This is a genomic window from Marinobacter sp. M-5, from assembly GCF_032911545.1.
Classification (GTDB): domain Bacteria; phylum Pseudomonadota; class Gammaproteobacteria; order Pseudomonadales; family Oleiphilaceae; genus Marinobacter; species Marinobacter goseongensis.
In genome coordinates this window covers 1,374,109-1,396,511 of record NZ_JAWJEK010000001.1, presented here as the reverse complement: position 1 = coordinate 1,396,511, position 22,403 = coordinate 1,374,109, and the positions used below count along the sequence as shown (strand labels likewise).

23 protein-coding genes and 1 tRNA gene are annotated in these 22,403 nt (G+C 59.3%); 13 read left to right on the top strand and 11 right to left on the bottom strand.

Translation table 11 applies throughout. From position 1 onward, the window contains the following. The first annotated feature begins 24 nt into the window (after positions 1 to 24). Positions 25 to 861, top strand: coding sequence for a UTP--glucose-1-phosphate uridylyltransferase GalU (galU, locus tag R0125_RS06465; protein WP_317237568.1), 837 nt, complete (start codon positions 25 to 27; stop codon positions 859 to 861). A 13-nt stretch (positions 862 to 874) separates the two neighbouring features. On the opposite strand, the gene R0125_RS06460 is transcribed toward galU, so the two are convergent. Then, positions 875 to 1,291 (bottom strand): helix-turn-helix transcriptional regulator, encoded by a 417-nt coding sequence (locus R0125_RS06460; RefSeq protein WP_317237567.1) that lies wholly within the window; start codon positions 1,289 to 1,291, stop codon positions 875 to 877. 162 nt (positions 1,292 to 1,453) lie between these two features. Here R0125_RS06460 and R0125_RS06455 point away from each other — a divergent pair, with 162 nt between their 5' ends. After that, on the top strand, positions 1,454 to 2,350 hold the full coding sequence (locus tag R0125_RS06455) for a RibD family protein (RefSeq protein ID WP_317237566.1): 897 nt from the start codon (positions 1,454 to 1,456) through the stop codon (positions 2,348 to 2,350). Here the strand turns inward: R0125_RS06455 and R0125_RS06450 are convergent. From R0125_RS06450 to R0125_RS06435, 4 genes are read right to left on the bottom strand one after another with little or no spacing between them, the layout of a single operon-like run. Beyond that, positions 2,325 to 3,287 carry a lysylphosphatidylglycerol synthase transmembrane domain-containing protein gene (locus R0125_RS06450; RefSeq protein WP_317237565.1) on the bottom strand — a complete coding sequence of 321 codons (963 nt, stop codon included), beginning with the start codon at positions 3,285 to 3,287 and terminating at the stop codon, positions 2,325 to 2,327. The genes R0125_RS06455 and R0125_RS06450 overlap by 26 nt on opposite strands. Further along, positions 3,280 to 5,214 carry a glycosyltransferase gene (locus tag R0125_RS06445; RefSeq protein ID WP_317237564.1) on the bottom strand — a complete coding sequence of 645 codons (1,935 nt, stop codon included), beginning with the start codon at positions 5,212 to 5,214 and terminating at the stop codon, positions 3,280 to 3,282. Before R0125_RS06445 ends, R0125_RS06450 begins: the two co-directional genes overlap by 8 nt. Next, a complete protein-coding gene (locus R0125_RS06440; RefSeq protein WP_317237563.1) occupies positions 5,201 to 5,599 on the bottom strand; it encodes a 6-carboxytetrahydropterin synthase in 399 nt (132 codons plus the stop codon). The genes R0125_RS06445 and R0125_RS06440 overlap by 14 nt, the downstream gene beginning before the upstream one ends. A 52-nt stretch (positions 5,600 to 5,651) precedes the next feature. Further along, a complete protein-coding gene (locus R0125_RS06435) occupies positions 5,652 to 6,698 on the bottom strand; it encodes a zinc-binding alcohol dehydrogenase (RefSeq protein ID WP_317237562.1) in 1,047 nt (348 codons plus the stop codon). 131 nt (positions 6,699 to 6,829) lie between these two features. Between R0125_RS06435 and R0125_RS06430 the strand changes: the two genes are divergently transcribed. From R0125_RS06430 to R0125_RS06415, 4 genes are all read left to right on the top strand, one after another. Beyond that, positions 6,830 to 7,555, top strand: a complete 726-nt coding sequence (locus R0125_RS06430; RefSeq protein ID WP_317237561.1) for a CDP-alcohol phosphatidyltransferase family protein — start codon at positions 6,830 to 6,832, stop codon at positions 7,553 to 7,555. Next, a complete protein-coding gene (locus R0125_RS06425; protein ID WP_317237560.1) occupies positions 7,552 to 8,157 on the top strand; it encodes a YceI family protein in 606 nt (201 codons plus the stop codon). Before R0125_RS06430 ends, R0125_RS06425 begins: the two co-directional genes overlap by 4 nt. Positions 8,158 to 8,429: 272 nt before the next feature. Further along, on the top strand, positions 8,430 to 9,380 hold the full coding sequence (locus R0125_RS06420) for a DMT family transporter (protein ID WP_317237559.1): 951 nt from the start codon (positions 8,430 to 8,432) through the stop codon (positions 9,378 to 9,380). 54 nt (positions 9,381 to 9,434) lie between these two features. Next, positions 9,435 to 9,511 (top strand) — tRNA-Val (locus tag R0125_RS06415). A 172-nt stretch (positions 9,512 to 9,683) separates the two neighbouring features. On the opposite strand, the gene R0125_RS06410 is transcribed toward R0125_RS06415, so the two are convergent. After that, complete coding sequence (locus R0125_RS06410; protein ID WP_317237558.1) at positions 9,684 to 10,163, bottom strand: nuclear transport factor 2 family protein; 480 nt, start codon at positions 10,161 to 10,163, stop codon at positions 9,684 to 9,686. A gap of 110 nt (positions 10,164 to 10,273) precedes the next feature. Beyond that, positions 10,274 to 12,187 (bottom strand): sigma 54-interacting transcriptional regulator, encoded by a 1,914-nt coding sequence (locus tag R0125_RS06405; RefSeq protein ID WP_317237557.1) that lies wholly within the window; start codon positions 12,185 to 12,187, stop codon positions 10,274 to 10,276. Positions 12,188 to 12,495: 308 nt separating this feature from the next. Here R0125_RS06405 and R0125_RS06400 point away from each other — a divergent pair, with 308 nt between their 5' ends. Genes R0125_RS06400 through R0125_RS06375 form a run of 6 tightly spaced genes read left to right on the top strand, consistent with a single transcriptional unit; the run spans position 12,496 to position 18,311 of the window. Then, positions 12,496 to 12,978, top strand: a complete 483-nt coding sequence (locus tag R0125_RS06400; protein WP_317237555.1) for an MSMEG_0572/Sll0783 family nitrogen starvation response protein — start codon at positions 12,496 to 12,498, stop codon at positions 12,976 to 12,978. A gap of 58 nt (positions 12,979 to 13,036) precedes the next feature. Further along, positions 13,037 to 14,056 (top strand): Nit6803 family nitrilase, encoded by a 1,020-nt coding sequence (locus tag R0125_RS06395; protein ID WP_317237554.1) that lies wholly within the window; start codon positions 13,037 to 13,039, stop codon positions 14,054 to 14,056. Positions 14,057 to 14,068: 12 nt separating this feature from the next. Next, positions 14,069 to 15,196 (top strand): MSMEG_0568 family radical SAM protein, encoded by a 1,128-nt coding sequence (locus tag R0125_RS06390; RefSeq protein WP_317237553.1) that lies wholly within the window; start codon positions 14,069 to 14,071, stop codon positions 15,194 to 15,196. Further along, complete coding sequence (locus tag R0125_RS06385) at positions 15,189 to 15,731, top strand: MSMEG_0567/Sll0786 family nitrogen starvation N-acetyltransferase (RefSeq protein ID WP_317237552.1); 543 nt, start codon at positions 15,189 to 15,191, stop codon at positions 15,729 to 15,731. Before R0125_RS06390 ends, R0125_RS06385 begins: the two co-directional genes overlap by 8 nt. 17 nt (positions 15,732 to 15,748) lie before the next feature. Next, positions 15,749 to 16,765, top strand: coding sequence for a sll0787 family AIR synthase-like protein (locus tag R0125_RS06380; protein WP_317237551.1), 1,017 nt, complete (start codon positions 15,749 to 15,751; stop codon positions 16,763 to 16,765). Further along, positions 16,752 to 18,311 carry an MSMEG_0569 family flavin-dependent oxidoreductase gene (locus R0125_RS06375; RefSeq protein WP_317237550.1) on the top strand — a complete coding sequence of 520 codons (1,560 nt, stop codon included), beginning with the start codon at positions 16,752 to 16,754 and terminating at the stop codon, positions 18,309 to 18,311. The genes R0125_RS06380 and R0125_RS06375 overlap by 14 nt, the downstream gene beginning before the upstream one ends. 37 nt (positions 18,312 to 18,348) lie before the next feature. On the opposite strand, the gene R0125_RS06370 is transcribed toward R0125_RS06375, so the two are convergent. Beyond that, the gene (locus tag R0125_RS06370) at positions 18,349 to 18,867 is read right to left on the bottom strand and encodes a lipocalin family protein (protein ID WP_317237549.1); all 519 of its coding nucleotides are present in this window, start codon (positions 18,865 to 18,867) and stop codon (positions 18,349 to 18,351) included. A 135-nt stretch (positions 18,868 to 19,002) separates the two neighbouring features. Here R0125_RS06370 and R0125_RS06365 point away from each other — a divergent pair, with 135 nt between their 5' ends. Next, complete coding sequence (locus R0125_RS06365; RefSeq protein WP_317237547.1) at positions 19,003 to 19,824, top strand: RluA family pseudouridine synthase; 822 nt, start codon at positions 19,003 to 19,005, stop codon at positions 19,822 to 19,824. Positions 19,825 to 19,872: 48 nt separating this feature from the next. On the opposite strand, the gene R0125_RS06360 is transcribed toward R0125_RS06365, so the two are convergent. Genes R0125_RS06360 through purC form a run of 3 tightly spaced genes read right to left on the bottom strand, consistent with a single transcriptional unit; the run spans position 19,873 to position 22,372 of the window. Continuing rightward, a complete protein-coding gene (locus R0125_RS06360) occupies positions 19,873 to 20,880 on the bottom strand; it encodes an NAD-dependent epimerase (RefSeq protein WP_317237546.1) in 1,008 nt (335 codons plus the stop codon). A 14-nt stretch (positions 20,881 to 20,894) separates the two neighbouring features. Further along, complete coding sequence (locus R0125_RS06355) at positions 20,895 to 21,623, bottom strand: TIGR04219 family outer membrane beta-barrel protein (protein ID WP_317237545.1); 729 nt, start codon at positions 21,621 to 21,623, stop codon at positions 20,895 to 20,897. A gap of 35 nt (positions 21,624 to 21,658) precedes the next feature. After that, on the bottom strand, positions 21,659 to 22,372 hold the full coding sequence (purC, locus tag R0125_RS06350; protein ID WP_317237544.1) for a phosphoribosylaminoimidazolesuccinocarboxamide synthase: 714 nt from the start codon (positions 22,370 to 22,372) through the stop codon (positions 21,659 to 21,661). Positions 22,373 to 22,403 lie beyond the last annotated feature (31 nt).

Genomic DNA, 22,403 nt, shown 5'->3' with positions numbered 1-22,403 from the left:
GCAGCAGAAATAAGGACCAACGTTATGATCAAAAAGTGCCTCTTTCCGGTTGCCGGGTACGGAACCCGCTTCCTGCCGGCAACCAAGGCAATGCCCAAGGAGATTCTGCCGGTGGTGAACAAACCACTCGTTCAATACGGCGTGGAAGAAGCGGCTGACGCGGGAATACACGAGTTCGGTTTTGTCACAGGTCGCGGCAAGCGGGCCATCGAAGATCACTTCGACATCAGTTACGAGTTGGAGCATCAGATCGCCGGCTCAGGAAAAGAGGGACTGCTGACGTCCATCCGCGAGCTGATCGAAAACAATTCGTTTGCGTTCACCCGCCAGAACGAAATGAAGGGCTTAGGCCATGCCATTCTTACCGGCCGGAATCTGGTCGGCGACAATCCCTTCGCTGTGGTACTGGCGGACGATTTCTGTGTTGAAGATGGCACCGGTGAAGGTGTGCTCACCCAGATGGTCAAGCTCTATAACCAGTTCCGCTGCTCCATCGTAGCCATCGAAGAGGTGCCTTCGGATGAAACCCACAAATACGGGGTTATCGCCGGTGAATCGATGAAAGATGGCCTGTACCGCATCACCGACATGGTGGAAAAACCCGCGCCGGAAGACGCCCCCAGTAATCTGGCGATCATCGGCCGCTACATACTGACACCGGACATTTTCGACATCATCGAGCGCACGCCGCCAGGCAAGAACGGCGAAGTCCAGATCACCGATGCCCTGCTCGAGCAAGCCAAAAACGGTTGTGTGCTGGCGTATAAATTCAAGGGACGACGGTTTGATTGCGGAAGCATCGACGGCTTCGTGGAAGCCACCAATTACGTGTACGAGAACATCTACAAGCAAGGCAAGTAAGGCAAGGGCCGGTTCACCGGCCCAGAATCTGCAGGATCATGCGCCGGTTTTCAGTGGATGCTTTGCGGAACCGGCGCAGCAATTCGCCCTCCTCTTCCGAGATCTGAACGCGGTTCAACTCCTTTTCCAGCTCCGCCAGGGCGACGCCGAGGTCATCGCTGTTACTGAATGCCAGACCGGGTAGCTGCAACTGACCAGTGTCACTGGCCGCATCCAGATCCAGAAAATGTTCAAGCGGCGTATCGGTGCGGACACAGAGATCAAGCAGCTCGGTGACACCGGGATAGCTGCGCTGTTTCACATCAGCCGCTTCCCAGCTGGCCACGCGCGGCTCATCGACGCCACACACGCGAGCCACATCTTCCCGGGACAAATGCCCTCTTTCGCGAATCTGCCGCAGGCGTCGATGAAAGGATTGCAGGTACCGCATAGCGCTTTGCCTCAGCCTGGTCAGCACTGGTTGGCCCGAGGAGACCCGTCCGGGTGTCCCGCAATAAAGCCATGAAAGTGAATCAATCTGGAAATGTAACGTACATATAGCTTTATACACAATCTGCCTATACTGAATCCATCGGCAACGGACGAATACGCTATGGCTGCCCGACTACTCGATACACACTCTGCCTGGCATCTGGTGCTGGATGCAGTCAACCGCACCAATGTGACACTCTCATTGCCGGACGATGACGCGCCATCACTGGAGCTCAATGGCAGCCACTGGCGGCTGTTGAGACCGGCGACTGAAAGTGCCAGCAACCTGCTGAAGATTTTTCTACCCCTGTGTCGACCATTGGCGGCCGCCTCAGGCTGCCGTGTGGTCGGCCAACTGGGCCAGAGTCTCGACGGTCGTATTGCCACTGTCACCGGTGCATCCCGTTTCATCAATGGTGAAGATGGCATAACCCATCTACATCGCATCCGTGCAGTATCCGATGCTGTGATCGTTGGCGCGGGCACGGCCACAACTGACAACCCGCGTCTGACTGTCCGGAAAACATCCGGGGCCAACCCGGTGCGCGTGGTGATCGACCGTCAATGCCGGGTCCCACAGGATCATCACCTGTTCACTGACGGCGAAGCCCCGACACTGAGGCTGACCGCTGGCGATTACTGCCCCCCGGAGTCGCAGGCCGCTGCGGCCCGAATGCTCGAGCAATCCGGTCCTGTGGAGGTGCCCTGCCTTGGCGACGCCCACGCAGACACACCCGCGGCGCCGGCTATCATACTGCGGGTGCTGTCTGATTTCGGTCTCAGGAAGGTGTTCGTCGAGGGTGGCGGGGTGACGGTATCCGCTTTTCTCAATGCCGGTTTGCTCGACCGTCTGCATGTGATGGTTGCCCCGATGATCATCGGCAGTGGCCGGCCGGCATTCTCACTGCCGGAGATCGATCTGTTATCCGATGCCCTTCGCCCGCGAGCACAACTGGTCAACCTGGGTTCCGACATGCTTTTTGATCTTGATTTCAGCGAGCAGTTGCCGCCGAACTGAAGATAAACACCGCGCCCGGCAAGCTGGACAGCAACACCAGCAGACCATAACCGATACTCAGCGCAACGCCCTGCTCGGCAGGCAAGCCGGCAAGGGGCCAGAGAACCGCTGCAGCGCCCTCCCGGACCCCCCAACCGGCGACGGTGACCGGAATCACCATACTGAGCAGCAGACCGCTGCACAGGGCGAGCAGCATCAACAGCGAGCCGTCCTCAACCAGATAGCCCGCGCCGAATGCAAGAACCGCGAACACACCAAGATAACTGCTCACCACCAGCAATGATGAAACAAGCTGAATCAGCCACACTGGCCAACACAACAGGGCAGCACGGACGTCTCCTGCGAGTTGGCGTCCGTAGCGCAACAGGCGGGTGCGAAAAATCAGTACGGCCGCCGCTAACATTGCAAGGCAAAGCGCCAGAGCAAACAGCAGGCGGGAGGCGTCCATCGCTCCGGCCCCTGTCGGGGTAGCGCCCGGGCGCCCCTCTACCTCCCCGCCGAAAACGAACGCAGCCGCCATCAGCAGAGCGGCCAGGGCGACCAACACCACCTGACCCGATAATCGCTCGATGACCACTGCATGAACCGATGCGAGGCGAGAGGCCGCGTCGAGACTGTGCCGCCACGCGCGGTTCACATCCCCCAACACACCGCCCGGCAGGACCTGATTCAGAAATGTAGCGAGGTAGTATTCCTTGACCGCGACGCCCAGCGGCAGCTGAAGGTTCAGGCATCGGGCGGTAAAACGCCAGCGCCAAGCGGACACCAACACCTGCACCACAGTGAGCCCAAGCGCCGGCACCAAAATCCAGAGCTGGAACCGTTCAAGCTCCGCCATCAGGTCAGGCGCATCCAGCCACCACAGCAGCCCTAGCAGCAACAATGCCGTCGCTGCCCAACGCCACAGCGGGCCAGACCGGGAGACCTGTTCAGCCACGTCTTGCCCCGGGTGGGAGGGCCAGCAGGTCCCGGTGACCGACGAAGACAGCGAGCTCACCCCGCCCGGCCTGTTGTCGCCGATCATTCCGCCATCCCCTGATACGCTCCGCCATCGCTGGCGCCTGTTCGGTTGCCGCAGCGCACCAACCGTCCATCAGGGCGATCTGAAGTTCCGCGTCTCCCCCCTCCAGTTGCCATGGGCTGTGGCCGGTTGATATCCGATAACCGTGAGTCTCCAGCAGTTGCTGCAATACCGTTGTGGCGCCCGGCCCCAGCGCTGCACCTGCGCCCTTGTTGCCATGCTGGTGCTCATTCACCAACTCCCGTATCAGACCATCGTCGGGGTGCTCCGGAGCAAGGTTGAAATGACCATCGTAACTGAGCACCACGAACACTGCCGCGTTTCGCTCAACTGCTGCGACGACCAATGCCTCCAGCCAGTCTCGGGACACCAGGTCAATCAACGCTGAGGCGGAAATAACTTCGGCATCCATCGGCAGGTGCTGCGCCAATGTCTCCGGCGTCAGGTCCGCAATCACAGGCGTCAGGGGCACGTTCAGGGACGCGAGTCGTGCCTCGGCAATTCTCATCAGCTCGGCATCCTGATCCAACAGGGTCCAGTGCTGAGGCACCCCGATGCGTGGTGACAGATACCGGGCATTCGAGCCGCCACCACTGCCGAGATCGGCAATGGCTATCGGCGCCCGGGCGTGATCGGCCCGGTAAAGCCGGGTCATCCAGCCCGTCAGTTGCTCGGTCAGGGCGCGATCACGGGCGCGGTGATCTGCCGGTTCGCGCAACGCCAGCCAGTCGGCATCGAACAGGGTGGCATCACGCTCACCGATTAGCTCCGCCAAGGCCTGCGTAAAAGCCTCGGCTGTATGTTCCCAGGTCTGCACACCGCCTGGAGCAGCCTCCAGGTCCCTTCTGAGAGCGCCCAGCCGTGCCGGCTGAGCGAGCAGTTCATTCAGCACGCCCGCCAAAGCATCGGTATCGCCGGCTGGATAGGTCCGGACTCCGGGCGCGCCCGCCACGCGGGACAACGCGCCCCCATCGGACGTGACCACGGGCAGGCCTGCCGCCAACGCTTCATCGATGGCCATGCCATAGCCCTCGTACAGCGAGGGGAAAACAAAAAGATCCGCATGCCGATAGGCTTCCTCAACCGCACGGCTGTCAAGTTCCCCCGCGACCGTTATCCGGCCCTGCAATCCTCGCGATGCAACGGCCTCAACCACCCGGGCGCCGTATTCTGCATCCCGCTGGTCTGAACCAATCAGTGTGCAATGCCACGGTGATCGGGTCAGCCCAGCCAGAGCTTCCACCAGTTGAAGCTGCGCCTTGCGGGGCGACAAGTGGGCCACACAGAGCAATTCCAGGGTTGCCGAATCGCTCTCCGTTTCACTGGCCGCCCCCGGGTGATCGGTCGGTAGCGCGTCCACACCGGGCCGAGCCACCCTGACCCGATTTACAGGCACACCAAAATCCGCCAATCGGGCAGCGGTGTAGTCGCTGGTTGCAACAACGCCGCGCACGGCAGCCAAAGCCCGTTGCTCACTGCGGAAAAACCAGGCCTGCTGGTCCGGCTCCAGGCCGGTTTCGTCCGCCAGCGGGTGGTGAACCAGCGCAACAAGGGTCAATCGTTCAGCATGGCGCTCAATGACCTCCGGCATGCCACCCATGGTCAAACCGTCCAGGATCACCATTGCCCCATCGGCCAGCCCTGCCAGTTGTTCGTCAACCGCCGCCAGTGCCTTAGCGTCTGGATAGGGGAACTGCCCGTCTACCCCGATGACCCGGGCTCGGTGCCCGGCTTCATTCAACGCGCTGACCACTCTGCCAACGTAGCGGTAACCGCCGGTATTCTGGTCCGGATTCCCCGGCACAAGAACGGTTAGCACAGCCTGGCCATCACAGGCTGCCATGAAAGCTCGCCCAGGCCAGATGCGATTCTCCCAGGGTTACTTTCATTCCAGTCAGGCCTGCGCCCGTGCTGCCCAGATGTCCCGCTTTGACCGCCGCGGCCAGCCGCTCGAACACCTGGCGAGCCATGAACTCGGTGGTGGTATTGCGGCCACGGAATGCCTCAATGTCGTCAAGGTTTTTCATGTTGAAATCTGCCAGCACCTGCTTGAGCACCTCCGACGCCAGGCCGATATCCACGATCAGGTCGTCGCTGTCCAGTTCCGGTCGCTCAAACGTGACATCCACGACATAAGTGGCGCCATGGAGCGCCTGGGCGGGCCCGAAGATTTCGCCCCGAAAGCTGTGGGCAATCATCATATGATCTCTGACGGTCAGGCTGAACATAAACGCAAAAACCTCTTTAAGGGAGTCTAGGGCTGAACATTGTAGGGATGTTTCAGATATAACGTATACGATGGCAAAGCTCATCGGTGGTACTGGCCAACGTCGCCATGGTCTGAGGCAGATCCTCAAACCGGCTTTCGCCGGTAATCAGGACGTCCAGCGTGGCATTGTCCAACAAAGACAGCGCCAGCTTCAGGCGATCCGGGTACGCCCAGCGGGGACGCTGGATCGGGCTTATCTGTCCGACCTGACTGGAGATCAGGGCCAGACGCCTGGAGTGAAATGCGCCGCCCAGAGGAACAGACACCGCTTGGGTGCCGAACCAGCTCATCTCGATAATGCGCCCTTCCATACCCGCGAGGGATAACGCCGTGTTCAGACCGTCCGGGTGGCCGCTGGTGTGAAACACAAGGTCGTGATCATCGCGCTGAGCACGGGTTTCAAACGGCAACCCCAGAGCCTTGGCCACCGTTGACCGGGCCGGATTGATATCGATGGCGGTTACCCGCGTGCCCGGAATCCGGCTGGCCAGCCAGGCCACCAGAAAGCCGACCACCCCAAGCCCCACCACTGCGATTCGGTCACCGACACGGGGCGCTGCGTCCCACAATCCGTTGATGGCGGTTTCCATATTTGCCGCCAGTACCGCTCGTTCCGGCGGTACGCCATCCGGCAACGGCATCACCGCCGTCGCCGGAAGTCGGAACCGGCGCTGATGGGGAAACAGAGAGAACACGGTTCGCCCTGTCAGAGTCTTGTCACCCGCCGTGACCCGGCCGACATTGCAGTAGCCATACTTCACCGGATATGGAAACTCTCCCTCCTGGAAGGGCGCACGCATGCGCTGGTACTCGTCCGGAGGCACATGACCGGAAAAAATCAGTGATTCAGTGCCCCGGCTCACGCCGGAATACAGGGTTTCCACCTCAACCACCGGCTGCGCCGCTTCTGACGCCATCAGCGCCGCGGCCGTGCCAATGTCAGTGGGTCGAATCGCGCCCCGGTCCGCCCCGGTTATCCAGAACGCTTCTGTGGACGAGTCATGGGCCACTCCCGATTCATCGCAGGCTTCGGATACTTCTGAGTCAGAACGGGACATAATGCCTCCTTGCGTCGGGGGTTTTCACAGTCGGACAGAGGTCTGTTTCAAACCGCCGGCCGTAGGGAACTAAACACAGTCTCAGCAACTATAGTTGAGAAAGGTCTGTTGAAATACGTCGAGGTTACGGCATGGATTCCCCTTTTCACTCCGAACAGATTGGCTGGCCGACGTATCTGGATATTGTCTGGGCGGGCATGGTTACCGCCGCGCTCGTGCTCGGGGCCGGGGTTATCGCTCAAACCGGCCCGGTACTGCATATCATCGCCGCTGCTCTGTTCAGCTCCATGGCAGGCCTGTTGCTCCGCTTCTGGCCTGCCGGCCGTGACTTCGGCTGGGCTAATCGGGCAACGCTGTTGCGCGGAAGCCTGGTTATTACCCTGATCAGCCTGGCGCCCTTCGCCGACGTGCTGGGCCTGTGGCTGTGGCTCTACGGCGTGCTTTGCCTGCTGGCACTGATACTGGACGGTGTAGACGGTGCCATTGCTCGGAAGACACAGTCCCAAACCGCCTTCGGCGCCCGCTTTGACATGGAACTGGACGCACTCTTCATTCTCGGTCTGTGTATCACGGTTATCGCGCTGGACAAGGCAGGGTGGTGGGTTCTGCTGCTCGGACTGATGCGCTATGCGTTCGTCATAGCGGGTCATTTACTGCCCTTTCTGAACGATCCGCTTCCCGACAGTTTTCGCCGTAAAACCGTCTGCGTCTGGCAGGTTGCCACGCTGATGGTTGCCGTACTCCCACCCGCAAGCCCCGGATTTGCGACCTGGACCCTGGCCGCTGCACTGATCCTGCTCGTGTATTCCTTCGCGACGGACATGCACTGGCTTTATCAAAGGAGAACACCGATATGAAAGCCAACCTTGCTCATGCTGCTCTGTTTTCGGCACTGCTGACGGCGGCGACAACGCCGGTGCTGGCCGAACCGGAAAAATTCGTGGTAGACGACGAACACTTCTCCATGGCATTTGAAGTCATGCACATTGGCTATGCCCCGGTGATCGGAATGTTCCGTGACATTGAGGGCCGCTTCGAATTCGATGAAACGGCCAATGAACTCAGTTCCGGCACCCTGATTTTCCGCAGCGACAGCGTGTTCACCAACCACGACAAACGCGACGAACATCTGCGCAAGCCGGATTTCCTCGACAGCAAAAAGTACCCGGAGGTCACATTCGAGCTGACCGATTTTGAAACCACTGGCGAGAACACCGGCACGGTGACCGGGGATCTCACCATGCTCGGCAAGACCCGCCCTGTGGACGTCAATGTCACGCTCAACAAATCCGACAAATACCCGATCGGACACAAAGACTACACGCTTGGAATCAGTGCCGAAGCCACTATCAAACGCAGCGACTGGGGCATGACCTACGGTCTGGATCCTGACCTTGTCGGCGATGAAGTAAAACTGAGGTTTGGCTTCGAGGCGATCAAGGATTCCAGCTTCTTCTAGCCTTCATGACCATCCTCCCGGGCCTGAAACATGCTGTAACATATTCAGGCCCTTTTCTGCCTATCGCGACACCCCGCCGATATGTCGACTCCGGCCTACAACACCCGCGACCAGTGACCGCACATAGCCCCGGATATCATCGGGTGTATCACGGCTCATGAATGAGCCGCTGCCGCAAACACGTCACCGTGCGGAACTTTCTTTTTTAGTTCGCAAACTATACATTGTTTGCTTTCTCCTTTTCGTCTGCTCACCGGTCAAGCGGAACACCGATGTCCAACGCACACAAATCCGACCTTTTTCTGATCATTGTGACCCTGCTGGCGGCGATCAGCTGGATGTTCTCCAAAGAGGCCGTCCTTTTGATGCCTCCCCTGCTGTTCATGGCTGCGCGGTTTTTGCTTGCCGGCGGGCTACTGACGCTGGTGTCCTACCGCTCACTCAGGCGCCTGTCCGCCGATCAGCTGCGACGCAGCGTCGGCGTCGGGTTGGTGTTCGGTACCGCCATGAGCTGCTGGATCATGGGTCTGTTCCATGGCACTCACGTTGGCGAGGGCGCCTTTCTGACCAGCCTCGGGGTGGTCATCGTGCCAATCATTGCCCGAGTGATCTTCAAGGAACCCCAACCGGCAAGCACCTGGATTGCCATTCCCATTGCCGTAGCCGGCCTCGCGCTGCTGTCACTCAAAAACGGATTCCGCCCGGAACTCGGTCAGCTGTTCTTCGTGATGGCCGCGTTCATCTTTGCCTTGTACTTTACTCTGAACACCCGCGCCGCCAACCAACGGACGGTCATCAACCGCCGCGGTGAATCGGTCGAAAAACATCGGGTTCCCGCCCTGCCTCTGACCGCCATCGCGCTGATCACCGTTGGCGTGCTGACGCTGATCGAGTCCTCTCTGCTGGAGTCCTGGACACTAATGGCCGATGCGTTTTCGCCGATTCTGGTTTGGTGGATTTTCGCTAGCGCGGCCATCGGTACCGCTGGACGGTTCCTGCTGCAGACCTACGCCCAGAGCCTGTCAGCCAATAGCCATGGCGTCGTCATTCTGGTGCTGGAGCCGGTGTGGGTCGCCCTGTTTGCCGCTGGCTGGTTCTCCGAAACCATGGTTGCCTCACAACTCGCCGGTTGCGGGCTGATTTTTGCTGCCTTGCTGGTCAATCGCTGGGGGGTGATCAGCAAGGCACTGAAAGGCTGGCTGCGCCACCGAAAGCCCGTATAAAAGTGGTTGACCCGCACAGCCGGAATCAGTATATTTCGTCCCCGTTGCAGAGACAGGACCATAGCTCAGTTGGTTAGAGCGCTACCTTGACATGGTAGAGGTCCCCAGTTCGAATCTGGGTGGTCCTACCACTTTCCCAAAAGATAAGTGAACTCTGCACTCGCCTTCTTGACACTTCTCTTAATTATTGCCCTTGTTTGTAGCCCGCTGCATTCTTCAAGAGCACTTGTCATGAGCAAGGTGGTTCTTTTGACGCTGAACGTTGCTGATAGCTCCGACAGACTTACCCGCCTTACACCCTGACTAGAGACCCAGATCACTCAGGCTGGGGTGATCATCTGGCCGGCGCCCCTGAGGCCAAAGAAACTTCCGTTCCGACTTTTTAATGGCCAGATCGTTGATACTGGCATGCCGCGCAGCCATCAGACCTTGTTCGTCGAACTCCCAGTTTTCATTACCATATGACCTGAACCACTGGCCGCTGTCATCGCACCACTCATAAGCGAAACGCACAGCAATGCGGCTGCCCTCAAATGCCCACAGCTCCTTGATCAGCCGGTACTCATGCTCTCTCTGCCATTTGCGGGTCAGAAAGGCTTCGATCTCCGCACGGCCGCGGGGGAACTCGGATCGGTTTCGCCACTGGCTGTCGGGGGAATAAGCCATGGCCACTTTGGCCGGGTTACGACCGTTCCAGCCGTCTTCCGCCATACGGACTTTCTGCCTGGCCGTCTCTTCGGTAAAGGGTGGGAATGGTGGTCTCGATTCGTCAGCTGCACTCATGTTGATTCTCCTGTTAAGGGTCCAATGTGAGGTTTCAAAGAGGATCGGAAACCCAAGAGACCTAGCAAGCGAAGTGCCAACCACCACATCGGCATACAGCATCGGCAAAGTTACGCCCCCGGTTTCAACCCCATGCGTTTGATCCTCGATGCCAGAGTCGTTGGCTTGATACCCAGCAATGCCGCAGCACCGTCCTCACCAAACAGTTTCCACCCGCATTGATCGAGCGCTGCCAGCATATTGCGGCGAACCCGCTCCTGCATTTCATCATCTGGCAGGACATCGGTGCCATCCACAGTGTCCGGCTCTGCAACCCGCTGTTCGCCCTTGCTGGCCAGCGGCAGGTCAAGATTGAGGCGGCCGTTGCGGGCCGTAATCACCGCTCGTTCCACCACATTCTGCAGCTCGCGGATATTACCCGGCCAGCCGTACGCCCGGAGCTGGCGTAAATCCCCCTGGCGAAGTTTGAGTTCGGGCTTGCCCAGTTTCTGCAGCGTCTGATCCAGCAGGTATTGGGCCAGCAGCACAATATCATCGCCCCGCTCCCGCAGCGGCGGCGAGTGGATCGGGAAAACGTTCAGGCGGAAAAACAGATCCTCCCGGAAGCGGTTATTTTCGATTTCCTGACGCAGATCCTTGTTGGTCGCCGCCACCACACGCACGTCAACGTTGCGGGTCTTCTCTTCACCGACCCGCTCGAGCTGGCCTTCCTGCAGCACCCGAAGCAGTTTCCCCTGCAGCTCCATAGGGATTTCCGCCACTTCGTCCAGAAACAGGGTGCCTCCGTTTGCCAGTTCGAAGCGCCCGATCCGGTCACGCATGGCGCCGGTAAAGGCACCCCGAATGTGGCCAAAAAATTCGCTCTCGAACAACTCGTGGGGAATGGCTGCGCAGTTCACCCGAATCATGGGTTTGGCGTGCCGTGGACTGGCTTCATGAATGGCCCTGGCGATCAGCTCCTTGCCCGTTCCCGACTCGCCGGTGATCAGGACGTTGGCCTCCGTCTGTGCCACCAGCTCAATCTGCTGGAAGATGTGTTTCACCACCCCGCTTTCGCCCAGAATGCCGTGGTACCTCTGCTCGACCAGGAATTCCTGCTGGAGATAGGCATTCTCATCCTCCAGCCGCTCTTTCAGCTCTTCAAGCTCGTTGAGGGCATCCCGCAGCTGGGTTTCCGTTCTCAGGCGCTCGCTGATGTCACGGAACACCACCACGGCACCAATAATGCTCCGGTCGGAAATGATGGGCGTGCTGGTAAATTCCACCGGAAAAGGCGAGCCGTCGTGCTTCCAGAAGACTTCCTGAATCCCCTCGTGCACCACGCCGTCGCGAATGGCCGCGTAGATGGGACATTCCTCTACCGGATAATGACGACCATCCTCCCGGGTGTGGTGATGCACATAATGGATGTTCTGACCCAGCACGTCGTTGTCGGTGCGGCCCAGCAGCCGCTGGGCCGCCGGGTTGATAAAGGTGCACAGGCCGTTGGTATCCACGCAATAGATGCCGTCACCCACCGAGGTCAGCATCAGCAGGTTATCCCGCTCATCCTCGTGGAATATGGACTGCAGATGCTTCCATTCCAGAAGTCCGCCACGAACGATCTTGTCCGCCGCCTCCCGGTCGCGAAACAGGTCTTCTGAGGACATATCCCTGATCGACACCACCAGGTACTCGCGATTCTTGATCACGGTGCGCGCGCCGGACAGTTCCACCGGGATACGCTCGTCGCTACTGAGACGGCAAGAAATGCGGCTGCTACGGGCTTTGCCCTGGGTCAGAACCTGCTCGGTGAACACAATGAGCTGGCCCAGCTCTCGACCGTGGATGGCGGTAATAGGCATTTTCAGAAGTTCAGCGCGACTGAAACCCAACAGTTCTGTAGCGGCGATATTGCAATCAATGTACTGATTCTCACGCGGGTCCAGCAGCATCAGCGGTTCGGGACACTGCTCGAAGGCGGCGTTGCGCATCCAGTACGCCAGCCTTCCCCATTCATCGTCGGAGTCCTGAAAATCGAGCATCGTCTATTCCCCAGCAGTCATCGAACCACTCATTTGCGTATTATATTACTACGCAATTGCGTTTCACTACGCAAATGCAGATACGAGGCACGACGCCAGTCGGTTCTCGATTTCAACTTTCAAATCCGGACTCTGAACTCTAAGCGATTGTTCTAAATGTGAGTTCCGCGCTTCCATTCAACCTCAAACCCCAGGCAACCCAAAGTTGGTACGGCGCTCGCAATCTCCCTTCCAGGTGTCCCGAACAGGCGTTGCCCTGACGGCTGCCAGATGCAAGCTTCGACAACTAATCGAGAGAGATGTAAATCATGCCTACCGTGAACCAACCCCATCATCAAGACGGCGACTTCCTGGTTGATTATGAAGAGAAGGTCTTTGAAGACGTCCAGGCCGAGCCAGGCGCCAAGGCCCTGGTGACCTTTCACACCATCGCCTTCGAGGGCTCCATTGGACTGGTGAACCTGTTGCAGGCCAAGCGTCTGCTGCGCAAAGGTTTCGAGACCAAGATTCTGCTTTACGGCCCGGGAGTCCAGCTGGGCGTTCAGCGCGGCTTCCCCAAGCTGGGCGACGAAGCGTTTCCCGGCCACCTTGCCTGCAACAATCAGTTAAAAGCGTTTATGGAAGAAGGCGGCGAAGTCTACGCCTGCCGCTTTGCCCTTCAGGCGCTATACGGCCAGACCGAGAAGGCATTGATCGAGGGCATCCGCCCCATCAATCCCCTCGACGTGATGGACCTCCAGTTGCTGATGGCGAAGGAAAAAGCCTTTGTGGTTCACACCTGGACGTCCTGATCCCCAGAGCGGGAAAAGAGACAACCACATCATTCAGTAAAGATTAATAGGGTTCACCATGAGTCATGTTATTGCCGCCGCAGTTCAGTGCAGTCCGGTGCTCTACTCCCGGGAAGGAACCGTGGACAAAATCTGTTCATGGATTGAAGACCTTGGCCGGCAAGGCGTCGAACTGGCGGTCTTTGCCGAGACTCTGGTGCCCTACTACCCCTATTTTTCCTTCATTCAACCGCCCTTGGCCATGGGGCCCCAGCATCTCCAACTGATGCAGGAGGCCGTCACGGTTCCCTCCGCCACCACGGCGCAATTGGGCGCCGCCGCGCGCGCCGCCGGAATGGTGGTGTCCGTCGGTGTGAATGAACGGGACAACGGTACGCTCTACAACACCCAGCTGCTGTTCGATGCCGACGGCACCCTGGTTCAGCGCCGCCGCAAGATCACCCCCACTTACCATGAACGGATGGTCTGGGGGCAGGGTGACGGCTCCGGGCTAAACGCAGTCGACAGCCGGGTGGGCCGGATCGGCTCGCTGGCCTGCTGGGAACATTACAACCCACTGGCCCGCTACGCGCTGATGGCCGACCACGAGCAGATCCACGTGGGTATGTTTCCGGGCTCTCTGGTCGGCGAGATTTTCGCCGAACAGATCGAAGTCACCATCCGCCATCATGCCCTCGAGTCCGGCTGTTTTGTGGTCAATGCCACCAGCTGGCTGTCACCAGAGCAGCAACAGCAGATCGTGAAAGATACCGGCGGCTCTCTCAAGGGCATCAGTGGCGGTTGCTTTACCGCCATTGTGTCCCCCGAAGGCAAATTGCTGGGCACGCCGCTGCGCAGCGACTCCGGTGAAGGCGCCTGCATTGCCGAACTGGATATGAGTCTCATCGACAAACGCAAACGGATGATGGATTCCGTCGGGCATTACAGCCGTCCGGAATTGCTCAGCCTGCTGATCGACCGCACCGCTACCAGCCACACCCATCCCATGGGCGAGCATCACACACCCCCCGTTTCACCAGCCGGGGACGAACGCGAGGCAGAGCCTTTCGACACCGCCAAAGCAGCCAATGGCCAGTAACAGGAGCCGATCATGAGCATCAAAGAAAACCTGCTGACCCAGATACAGGCCCGAGGCGTGCAATGGTCAGACCCTGCCAACCCGGGACTGGCTCGCATCGGGGGTGCCGGCCCAACCGATCACAAAGCCTTCAACTTTGGCGGCCAGACCTCAATGATCCCTATCTTCAGCGATCAGATCACCGGCTCGCCTTTCTCTGCAAGGCCGGGCGTCGAGGCGGAAGAAATACTGATCTATGAGAACGACACCCTGATTGGCAAAACCTCCTCGCCGGGCAAGCCGCGCTTCTACGATCTGACCACCGCCGACGGCATTCCCTACGAGCAGATCGCCACCCTGCACAGCAACAATGTGCTGGCAACCACGGTTCTGCAGACCTGCGTGCGTTACCGCAATCGGGCGACCTCCTGTCAGTTCTGCGCCATTGAAGAATCCCTGGCCGCCGGCCGCACCATCGCGCACAAAACTCCGGAGCAACTGGCGGAAGTGGCGGAAGCTGCGGTAAGGCTCGACGGTATTGAACAGATGATCATGACCACCGGCACCCCCAAGACCATCGATCGCGGCGCCGCGGTGCTGACCGAATCGGCGGCGGCCGTGCGTGCGCGGGTGGAGATCCCCATTCAGGCCCAGTGCGAACCCCCGGATGAGGATATCTGGTTCCCGCGCCTGAAAAACGCCGGCGTCGATGCCCTTGGCATGCATCTCGAAGCCGTGTCCGACCGGGTGCGCAAGGCCATCATGCCGGGCAAGGCTAGCGTTCCGCTGAGCCGTTACATGTCCGCCTTTGAAGCCGCCGTTGAGGTCTTTGGCAGGGGCAACGTCAGCACCTACATCCTTGCCGGACTGGGAGACACCGAAGAGGAGATTCTGTCGATGGCGATGACGCTGATCGATATGGGCGTCTATCCCTTTGTGGTGCCTTTTGTTCCGGTCGCCGGAACACCGCTGGCGCACTACCCCATGCCCGACCCGGCCATGCTCGACCGCCTGTTTCAGGTGCTGGGCCCGGAACTGGTCCGTAAAGGCATAACGTCAGACAGCCTCAAAGCAGGCTGCGCCAAATGTGGCGCCTGCTCATCCCTGAAGAGCTACGAACACGAGCCCGCAACCGACGGTCAGGTGGTCTCTTATGCCTAACCGCCAGTACGCCATTGATAACAGTGCGTTCGATGCCTATCGCTCGCCGACCACTCGGGTGCAGACCGCCATGACCTCCTGGCAGAAGCAGCGATATTTCGCCCTGCGCCGTCAGGTCTTTGCCCGGGAACAGCAGATCCTCAGCGATCAGGAGCAGGATGGTGAGGATTTTCGTGCCATCCCGATCATTGCCCTGGCGACCAGTTGCGGCATGACCGACGACGTGGTGGGCGCGGTGCGGATTTTTCGGGTGACCGACAGCACTGAGCAGGATCTCTGGTTTGGTGGCCGCCTCTGTGTCGCCGCCGAATATCGACGTTACCAGTCCATCGGCAAGGGTCTGGTCAATGAAGCCGTGAGCCGGGCACTGGATCTGGGATGCCAACGCTTTCTGGCTCACGTTCAGATTCAGAACGAGGCCTATTTTCAGGCCCTGCACTGGCAGACTCTCGACCAGATCACCGTTGCAGGCCGACCCCATGCCCTGATGCAGGCCGATCTATCTGCCTACCCATTCATGGAGCGAAAACAATGAGGGCCGCGGCGATGCCAATGGCAGGCATGGACTGGAAAGACAGCCAGCAACAGGCCCTCGATACCCTGGTGAATGAGCTGCGGGAGCTGCCTGAAATCAGAGCCAAGGAGGCCATCCGCTGGGCTGCGGCGCTCAATCATGATGGCGAGCTGCCGTCCCTGGAGCAGCGCTATGCCATGCCCGGCGATGATTGCGCTGCCTTCAAGTCAGGCTCCGGCTATCAGCTGCTGGCCATGGAAGGCATGTTGCCGGCCTTTGTTCGCCAGGACCCCAGGGCCGCCGGTTGGTCTTCGGTAATGGTCAACGTCAGTGATATCGCAGCCATGGGCGGACGGCCGACAGCCATCGTCAACGCCTACTGGCACAATAACGATGAGGACAGCCAGACCCTGCTGCACCACATGCGCCGGGCCTGCGACACCTTTGGCATCGCCTTCGCGGGCGGACACAGCAGCATCGACGCCGGCTATACCCCGGGCCTTGCCGTTGCCATCACCGGCCACGCCAACGCCCTGCTGTCCTGCCATCATCTGAAACCCGGCCAGCGCCTGTTCATGTTGACGGACCTGACCGGGAGCTGGCACGGCGAACTGCCCTATTGGGCCTGCGTTCGTGGCAAGTCACCAGAACAGCTCCGTGCCCAGTGGGAAGTGCCCGCTCTGCTGGCTGAAACAGGGCTGGTTGCCGCCGCCAAAGACATCAGCAACGGCGGTATTCTCGGGACCCTGATCATGATGCTGGAGCTGACCGGTTGCGGCGCGTCCATTGATCTCAGCGCCATTCCCCGACCACGGGGCGAACTGCTGCGCTGGCTCCGGGCGTTCCAGAGTTACGGATTCCTGCTCAGCATCGAACCGGACCGGGTCTCCGCCCTACTTCGCTATTTCCAGAACAGCCATCTGACCTGCCAGCCCATCGGCACCGTGACCGACAGCGGCAAGATCTTTCTCGACCACGCGGGCAGTCAGGCCGAATTCTGGGATCTTCAACATCAACCCTTGACCCACATGGGGGCGTCCAATGCCCAGCGTTAACTTCAAGATCGTCTGGCCCGACGGTGACGTCGGTGTCTACTATTCACCGTCCACCGTGATTCGAGACCATTTGCAGTCCGGGTCCTATCCCCAGGACGGGTTTCGCCGCCTCTGCACAACCGCCTTGAACGCGGCTTCGGAACGGGTTCGCCAGCGTTTTGGTTACGCCTGCACCGCCGCCAACGCGGAGCTGGAAAAGATATCGGACAAACTGGATGAGCTGCAGGCCAGACACATCCATGGTCCGGTTCAGCTTGCCGCCATGGACACCGAAGGCCGCAATCTGGGGGCGGGCAAACCGGCCCATTACAGCGCCATGGTTATCGGCGCGGGCCAGGCCGGGTTGGCGATGAGTTACCAGTTGAAAACCGCGGGCATTGACCACCTGGTGCTGGAAGCCTCCGGCGAAATTGCCCACGCCTGGCGCCACGAACGCTGGGACAGCTTCTGCCTGGTGACTCCCAACTGGCAGTGTCAGCTTCCCGGCTTTCCCTATCAGGGAGACGACCCCGATGGTTTCATGGTGAAAGAAGACATCATCGAGTATCTGGAAAGCTATTACGCCTTTTTCAAACCGCCGGTGGTGTTCCACTCGCCGGTTACCGAGCTCAAGCGGGAACAGGGTGTGTATCACATCCGCAGCGGTGAACGGCGATACACCTGTGACCAGGTGATTATCTGCTGTGGCGGCTATCACGAGCCCCGGATTCCGCCAGCGGCCGACGCCCTGCCACCCACCATCAAACAGATCCATTCCCGGGACTACCGGAATCAGGACCAGTTGCCGGAAGGCGAAGTGCTGGTGGTTGGCAGCGCCCAGTCCGGCAGCCAGATCGCCGAGGACCTGCACTTGGCGGGCCGGCAGGTTCATCTATGCGTGGGTAAGGCACCGAGGGTCCATCGCCGCTACCGCGGCAAGGATGTGGTCAAGTGGCTTGATGACATGAATTACTATGCGACCACCATTGAAGAGCACCCGGACGGCGCCAACGCCCCCCACGCCACCAACCATTACGTCACCGGGCGTGACGGTGGCCGCGACATCAATCTGCGGATCTTCGCCGAGCAGGGCATGAAACTTTATGGCCGCCTGAAACAGGCCAGCCGGGACTCCCTGAGCTTCCATGACGATCTGGCCGCCAATCTCGACCATGCCGATGAGGTCGCCGCACGTATCGCCGCCAGCATCGAAACCTACATTCAACAGCAGGGCATCGACGCCCCGGCGGACGATAACCTGAACAGCGACTATCTGCCCCCCGAGGTCACCCAACTCGATCTCAAGGACGTCAACATTACCTCGGTGGTCTGGGCCACCGGATTCCACCTGAATTACGACTGGATCCAGCTACCGGTACTGAACGACGAGGGATTTCCACTGCAGAAGCGGGGCATCAGCCCGGAGCCCGGACTGTACTTTCTGGGCCTGAACTGGATGCATACCTGGGGATCAGGGCGCTTCTATCACGTTGGCCAGGACGCCGAGTTTCTGGCCCGGGCGATCCGCAAGCGCCACCGTTCGGTCGGCGGCGCCGCCTGTGTGTGAGGCCACGTGCCTCGATAGACTCCGGGAGAGCAGAAAATCATTGGTCCTGCGCCACTACGATCAACTCGTCGAGATCAAAGCCCTCCGCCCTGGCGCGCGCCCTGAACGCCTCAAGAGCGTCATTACTGACCTCGGGCGTGCGCGAGAGAAACCACAGGTACTCACGGTTGTAGCCGGTCACGTAGGCGTAGGAATAGTCCTCCTGTTCCAGTTCGAATACCACATAGGAGGCATAAAAGGGTCCGAAAAACGAGACTTTCAGGTGCGCGGTGCTGTCGTCACCCACAAACACCGCACGCCCATCCGCCTGTTCCCACTCACCTTCCTCACTGTTGTAGCCACGGTTAGTGACCTTGATACTGCCATCTGCGTTACGGCTGTACTCCGCCCGAACGTTACTAAGGCCGCGCTCGAAGGAATGATCCAGCCTGGCAATTTCGTACCAGGTGCCGAGGTACCGATCCGCATCAAAACCGCGAACCGGTTCAATGCCCTCCGGCACGCTGGTGCAGCCCGCCAGCAAACTCATCAATGCCACTAACGCCCACGTTCTCATATCCCTGCTCCCTGAATTTGCACCCACAAAGAATATTAACCCACGAATCCCGCAGGAGTGGGCGTACCCATCAGTAACTACGGGTATACTGCCCGTATTCGATCAGCCACTTCCCTACCCGGAACCGAAAACCCTATGCGCACGATTGTAGACATTACCCTGAAAACGCCCCAGACCGCCGTAGATGCACTCAGTGAGGCAACCGGGTTGTCCAGGATGCGCATCAAGGACGCGATGGCCAAGGGCGCCTGTCGCTGGACCAACAAAGGCAAACAGGTGCGCTTGCGGAAGGCGAAGCGGGAAGTGAAAGCCGGCACCCGGCTGCAACTGTTTTACGATGACATCGTACTGGCGCGCAAGGCCGAGCCGGCAGAACTGCTGACCGACTTCGGCCAGTACAGCGTGTGGTTCAAGCCGCACGGATTGCTGGCCCAGGGATCACAGTGGGGCGATCATTGCAGCCTGTTGCGCGAGGCGGAGGTGCGACTGGCAAAGCCCTGTTTTCTCGTTCACCGGCTGGATGCAGACGCCGCGGGGCTGATGCTGATCGCCCACGACAGCAAAGCTGCCGCAGCGCTGTCAGATCTGTTCGCCGGACGAGCGCTGCGCAAGCTTTACCACGCACGGGTCAACGGTCATCTCGAGGCCAACGCGATGTGCATCAATGCGCCGGTGGAAGACAAGGAAGCGATCAGCCATGTCACTACCCTGACCCACGATCCGGACAGCAACACGACGGTAGTGGAGGTGACCATTGAAACTGGCCGCAAACACCAGATCCGTCGCCACCTCGCCGGACTGAACCACCCGATTACAGGTGACCGGCTCTACGGCACCGCGGCTGCGGTGCCCCTGCAGCTGGTGGCCGCAGAGCTTGAGTTCACCTGCCCGCTGAGCCGAAAAAAACGTCAACTTAATCTGCCAGCTTCTCTGAACAGCGTTTTGCCGAGAGCCTGATCGTAAAAAAGGCCAGCAGTCGCTGGCCTTTTTCGTCTGGTGTGTCGACTACACCTTGTAAAAATCCCGATACCAGTCGACGAAGTTGGCAATGCCCTCGTCTACCGTTGTGGATGGCTTGTAACCCACGTCTTTGATCAGATCGTCCACATTGGCATAGGTGGCCGGCACATCACCCGGCTGCAACGGCAACAGGTTTTTATCCGCCTTCTTGCCTACCCGCTCTTCGATAATCTCAATAAAGCGCGACAGCTCCACCGGATTGTTACTGCCGATGTTGTAGATTCGGTACGGTCCCTTGCTGGTGCCCGGGTCCGGCTGCACACCACTCCAGTCCTCGTTGGGCTCGGCGACATGGTCGAGCGTGCGAATGACACCTTCGACGATGTCGTCAATGTAGGTGAAATCCCGCTTGTGGTGGCCATGATTAAAGACGTCAATCGGCTCGCCCGCCAGAATCTTCCTGGTGAAGATAAACAGAGCCATATCCGGGCGACCCCAGGGGCCATAGACCGTGAAGAAGCGCAGCCCCGTTGTCGGCAGGTTATACAGATGGCTGTAAGTATGCGCCATCAGCTCATTGGCTTTCTTGGAGGCGGCGTAGAGGCTCAGTGGATGATCCACGTTGTCATGCACCGAGAACGGCATGGCTTCGTTAGCGCCGTACACGGAGCTGCTGGAGGCATACACCAGGTGCTTGACGTCGTTATGACGGCAGCCCTCGAGGATATTCATGAACCCGACAAGGTTCGCCTCCACATAGGCATGGGGGTTCTCAAGGGAATAACGAACCCCCGCCTGCGCTGCCAGATGCACTACCCGCTCCGGTTTGTGTTCACGGAACAGCGCTTCCATCACCTCACGGTCAGCCACGTCCTCGCGAACTTCGGTGAAACCCGGCTTGCCAGTCAGGCGCGCAAGGCGGGCTTCCTTCAGGCTCACGTCGTAATAGTCGTTGACGTTATCCACGCCGATCACTTCGTCACCGCGATCCAGCAGGCGGTGAGCAAGGTGCGAGCCGATGAACCCGGCGGTTCCCGTTACCAGGATTTTCAAGGTATCTCTCCCTGTCAGAATCGAAGGCCGGCGCTCACAAAGGGGCCACCGAGGTCGATATCCAACTCGTCGTCGCCATCTTCGTAGTCGATGGCAATTTGGCGGTAGCCGGCTCGCAGTTGCAACAACGCAACCTCGAACTGACCATATGCGTTGTAGTCGTAGACTGAGTCACCGTCGAAGCTGATCACATTGGCTTCGCCACCCACGGAAACGCCGGTAAACGGCAGGTCAAAGCGGGCAGCCAGATAGCCCATCGGGATAACAGCGTCCACTTCTGTTCGACTGACGGCGGTTCCGAGAACCTCCTGCACGGTCAGCTCACCGTCAAGATCACGGGCGGTAATACCCAGATCCAGATTCACCCAGTTATCCAGCACTTCGTAATAGAGCGTCAGATCCAGCTGCGTGAGCTCGAGGGAAGAATCGACTTCGCCCTGGACGCCATCGAATCCGGCAAGCGACACTTCGCCACGCCCGTCCTGCTCGATTTTCGTGTAGTTCAGCCGCACGTTCGGCAGCAAGGGGACCGGATGCTCAATATAGGCGCTCAGATTGGCGTTGGAGTCGCTGCTCAGGTCCAGATCGTTATCCACATCGACCGCATCGCCGCCGTTGCGGACGTCGCCGGAAAGGTCCGAATCCCAGTAACTCACGTTGGCACCGAGACCGATAACATCGGCGTGAGCCACAGGCGCTGCCAGAGCAGCGGTGCCGCCCAGGGCAAGGATCAGTTTACGCATATAACACCCATTCGTTATTGTGTGGTTATCGTCGGTCAGTCGAACTGAATGCCCAGACGGCGACCAACTTCCTCATAGGTTTCAATCACATCACCCAATCCCTGGCGGAAACGGTCCTTGTCCATCTTCTTGCGGGTTTCCTTGTCCCAGATCCGGCAACCGTCAGGGCTGAACTCATCACCCAGAACGATATCTCCACCGGAACGGCCGAACTCCAGTTTGTAGTCCACCAGCAGCATGCCGGCGTCGTCAAACAAAGCCTTCAATACATCGTTCACCTTATAGGTGAGCTCTTTCATCCGCTCGAGTTCGTCAGCGCTGGCCCAACCGAAGCTTACCGCAAGGGACTCATTGACCATCGGGTCGTGCAGGGCGTCGTTCTTGAGAAACAGCTCGTAGGTTGGCGGAGTCAGATTCTGCCCTTCCTCGACGCCCAGCCTGCGGCAAAGGCTGCCGGCGGAGACATTACGAACCACGCACTCCACCGGGATCATATCCAGTTTCTTCACCAGTGACTCGGTCGGCGACAGCAGCCCCTCAAAGTGCGTCGGCACACCAGCGGCCTCCAGCTTTTCCATGACAAAGGCATTAAAACGGTTATTGACCATGCCTTTGCGGTTCAACTGCTCTTTTTTCTCGCCATCGAACGCAGAAGTATCGTCACGGAATACCAGCACAAACCGCTCGGGATCGTCCGTACGGTAAACAGATTTTGCCTTGCCGGCGTACAGTTCTTCGCGCTTTTCCATTTCAGGTCTCCGGAGATGCCCGGCCCGCAGC

Coding starts and splice junctions, on each gene's coding strand:
- R0125_RS06445 (WP_317237564.1), bottom strand. CDS start 5,214: ATGGCAGCCTGTGATGGCCAGGCTGTGCTAACCGTTCTTGTGCCGGGG.
- R0125_RS06370 (WP_317237549.1), bottom strand. CDS start 18,867: ATGAGAACGTGGGCGTTAGTGGCATTGATGAGTTTGCTGGCGGGCTGC.
- R0125_RS06430 (WP_317237561.1), top strand. CDS start 6,830: ATGGATTCCCCTTTTCACTCCGAACAGATTGGCTGGCCGACGTATCTG.
- R0125_RS06385 (WP_317237552.1), top strand. CDS start 15,189: ATGCCTAACCGCCAGTACGCCATTGATAACAGTGCGTTCGATGCCTAT.
- galU (WP_317237568.1), top strand. CDS start 25: ATGATCAAAAAGTGCCTCTTTCCGGTTGCCGGGTACGGAACCCGCTTC.
- purC (WP_317237544.1), bottom strand. CDS start 22,372: ATGGAAAAGCGCGAAGAACTGTACGCCGGCAAGGCAAAATCTGTTTAC.
- R0125_RS06375 (WP_317237550.1), top strand. CDS start 16,752: ATGCCCAGCGTTAACTTCAAGATCGTCTGGCCCGACGGTGACGTCGGT.
- R0125_RS06440 (WP_317237563.1), bottom strand. CDS start 5,599: ATGTTCAGCCTGACCGTCAGAGATCATATGATGATTGCCCACAGCTTT.
- R0125_RS06410 (WP_317237558.1), bottom strand. CDS start 10,163: ATGAGTGCAGCTGACGAATCGAGACCACCATTCCCACCCTTTACCGAA.
- R0125_RS06435 (WP_317237562.1), bottom strand. CDS start 6,698: ATGTCCCGTTCTGACTCAGAAGTATCCGAAGCCTGCGATGAATCGGGA.
- R0125_RS06380 (WP_317237551.1), top strand. CDS start 15,749: ATGGCAGGCATGGACTGGAAAGACAGCCAGCAACAGGCCCTCGATACC.
- R0125_RS06400 (WP_317237555.1), top strand. CDS start 12,496: ATGCCTACCGTGAACCAACCCCATCATCAAGACGGCGACTTCCTGGTT.
- R0125_RS06425 (WP_317237560.1), top strand. CDS start 7,552: ATGAAAGCCAACCTTGCTCATGCTGCTCTGTTTTCGGCACTGCTGACG.
- R0125_RS06355 (WP_317237545.1), bottom strand. CDS start 21,623: ATGCGTAAACTGATCCTTGCCCTGGGCGGCACCGCTGCTCTGGCAGCG.
- R0125_RS06455 (WP_317237566.1), top strand. CDS start 1,454: ATGGCTGCCCGACTACTCGATACACACTCTGCCTGGCATCTGGTGCTG.
- R0125_RS06420 (WP_317237559.1), top strand. CDS start 8,430: ATGTCCAACGCACACAAATCCGACCTTTTTCTGATCATTGTGACCCTG.
- R0125_RS06390 (WP_317237553.1), top strand. CDS start 14,069: ATGAGCATCAAAGAAAACCTGCTGACCCAGATACAGGCCCGAGGCGTG.
- R0125_RS06405 (WP_317237557.1), bottom strand. CDS start 12,187: ATGCTCGATTTTCAGGACTCCGACGATGAATGGGGAAGGCTGGCGTAC.
- R0125_RS06365 (WP_317237547.1), top strand. CDS start 19,003: ATGCGCACGATTGTAGACATTACCCTGAAAACGCCCCAGACCGCCGTA.
- R0125_RS06460 (WP_317237567.1), bottom strand. CDS start 1,291: ATGCGGTACCTGCAATCCTTTCATCGACGCCTGCGGCAGATTCGCGAA.
- R0125_RS06395 (WP_317237554.1), top strand. CDS start 13,037: ATGAGTCATGTTATTGCCGCCGCAGTTCAGTGCAGTCCGGTGCTCTAC.